This is a genomic window from Cuspidothrix issatschenkoi CHARLIE-1, from assembly GCF_002934005.1.
GTDB classification, from domain to species: Bacteria; Cyanobacteriota; Cyanobacteriia; order Cyanobacteriales; family Nostocaceae; genus Cuspidothrix; species Cuspidothrix issatschenkoi.
The window spans coordinates 1-2,422 of the sequence record NZ_PGEM01000121.1 but is presented as its reverse complement, the minus strand read 5'-3'; the positions used below and the strand labels follow the sequence as shown (position 1 = coordinate 2,422).

The 2,422-nt window shown below is 36.6% G+C and carries 1 protein-coding gene; it reads right to left on the bottom strand.

Annotation, left to right across the window (positions count from 1 at the left end; translation table 11 throughout):
- Positions 1-205 precede the first annotated feature (205 nt).
- Positions 206-2,332 (bottom strand): caspase family protein, encoded by a 2,127-nt coding sequence (locus tag CUN59_RS15730; RefSeq protein ID WP_104388731.1) that lies wholly within the window; start codon positions 2,330-2,332, stop codon positions 206-208.
- Positions 2,333-2,422: the final 90 nt, after the last annotated feature.

Sequence of the window (2,422 nt, the reverse complement as noted above, 5' to 3'; positions counted from 1 at the left end):
TGAAACTGTTCCCAGTTAAGAGTTCCCTGTTCCCTCTCCTCACAGACAACTTTTTCAGCAAGCCCTAATTAGTAAAGACCTAGTTTTCCAAAACTATAACTGTCCTGTAATTTGGTAATCGCTAACTCTTTTGGTATAAATGGCGATCGCAAAGTGAATTAGAAAAATCTTTGTTAGTTCCTGACTTTCCCACACAAATTAAACGCTAAACAACCTGAAAACTAAAACTTAAACTTGCCCAATGATTAACATCTAACATATATGTATCAGTATTACCATTAATATCAGTGCCAACTTTACTGGCATTATGTAAATCTTGTAATAATGCTTGGGCGACTTCTAAGGGGTTAATAATAGGACTAATAGCCTGTTGATCTGTGGTAGGATATTTAGCGATCGCTAAAGCTGTGAGAGTTTCCTTAAACGGTGCGGTACTCAGAATAATTTGGTGTTCACAAAAAGTATAACGGGTGGGTAATAACCAACCGGATACAGGTTGATTATCTGGTATTTTAATAGTTTGACCTGGAGGAATGAGGATTTCTATTAATTGGGGTTTAGTAGGAGGAATTTCTGTTTCTGGAAAAACTTCCCAAGGATAAAAAGCGAAAGCATTTTGGTTATTATTTAAACCCACTAAAATTAAATATACAGGGCGATCGCTCAAATTTTCAATTTTATATTGCAAATGACTACCCACGGGAACAGTAGGAATAGTTGTTCCTGGATAATCAGATAGTTGATAAGTGTTATCTGTACTGACTTTTCCTAATGTGTCTCTCACCATCAATACACGAGTCACAATACTATTAACAATCTCCAAATTTACCCTCACTGGTAAACCAGAAGAACCTTGATTTTCTGTCAGTTGCCACAATTTTGCGGCTAACAAAGTCGAGAATTTTGGTGTTAACCGTTGTACTGCCACTTTAACAGCTTCACCCACCTCACCAATAGTATTAATAATTAATTCACCACCCAGACAAAAAAGACCATACCGACTAGGTATTTGGGAAACTTTACCAAACACATAATCAGCAGTTTCTTCTATAGTAGCAATATTAGCGATCCGGCTAATTCCCGAAAAAACACTGGTAGCGTCTACCCGTTCAATTCTTTCTAAATTCTTATCTAAAGCCACATTTACATGAATATTTCGAGGTAATATGCGAATAGATTCTTGGATTTTTTGACCAACTTGGGGTAACTGGAGAATTTCCTTATTTGTAAATTGAGTTTTAGCAATTAGCCCATGACAAGATTTAACAAATAACTCTGCTCCTGAATCCAAAATTAACCGAGAATTGACACCATAACTGGTGAGAACTTGAGGAGGTAATCCTCCTAACCATACTTTAACAGTTTTCCCGTCTTCCTTAATTGATTTAACTACACCAATACTTCTAAAAGTATCAATGGGGAAATAATCAACTATTAAAGCATTTGGCCAATTTTTCTGTTCACTCACTAAGGTAGGTTGCTGTTTTCCTCCTAACTGATACATGGAAGTAGCAACACCAGAGAAGAAAAATTGAATTGTTTTCGGGGGAATAGTTTCCCACAAATATTGAGTTAAAGCATAGGTTAATAAACCAGCACTCCAATTAGAGAAAATGAATTCTCCAGCTTGCTGATTTTCTTCAGAAGTAGCATTAATAACCAGAGGATTATTAATAGGTGACTTTTGCGTTTTTAGCCTTTGAATTAACTCTAATTCTGCTTCAGGTAAAGTCACTGCTGATAATTCTGGACGGGTGCGAATTCGCAAACCCATTGGTCCTAATTCATAGGGATAATAGTAACTTGTATCTAATACTGCTGTAACTTGATTGGTAGGAAGCGATCGCAATAACAACAACAGAGTTTCTTCTAAAATATAATTAACAGATTTTGTTTTAGGTAAATTATTTTCATCTACAGGAATGATCACATTTTCTAATCTTCCCGTTCCCAAATTCACCCGACTACCATAACCAGAAAAATGGAAAATTACCACATCTCCAGCTTTAGCCTGTTTACCCAAATGATCAAAAAAAGCCGCTTTAATAAAATCTTGAGTAGCTTGTTCTTCAGTTAAAGTGAGAATATCCGATGGTGCAAAACCACAACGATGAATTAACACTTCCCTTTGCAATTCCACATCAGTCATACAACCGCCCAAAACTGGACTTTGTGGATATTGATTAATCCCAATCAATAACGCTAATTTACGCGGGTTAGACTGTGCTAAAGCCTGGTAATAGCGATTACCCAAACTCAACCACTCAGTTCCCCCTAGCCCCAAAGCTGCTAATAAGCCACTAATCCGTTGTAAAAACCTACGCCGTTTCATAATTAGCTATCAGACTCCAGCTCATTATCAATAGCTTAAAGGCTGAAGTCTGAAGAGTAAAGTTTTTAATCTTAACTATTCGCCGTAAGT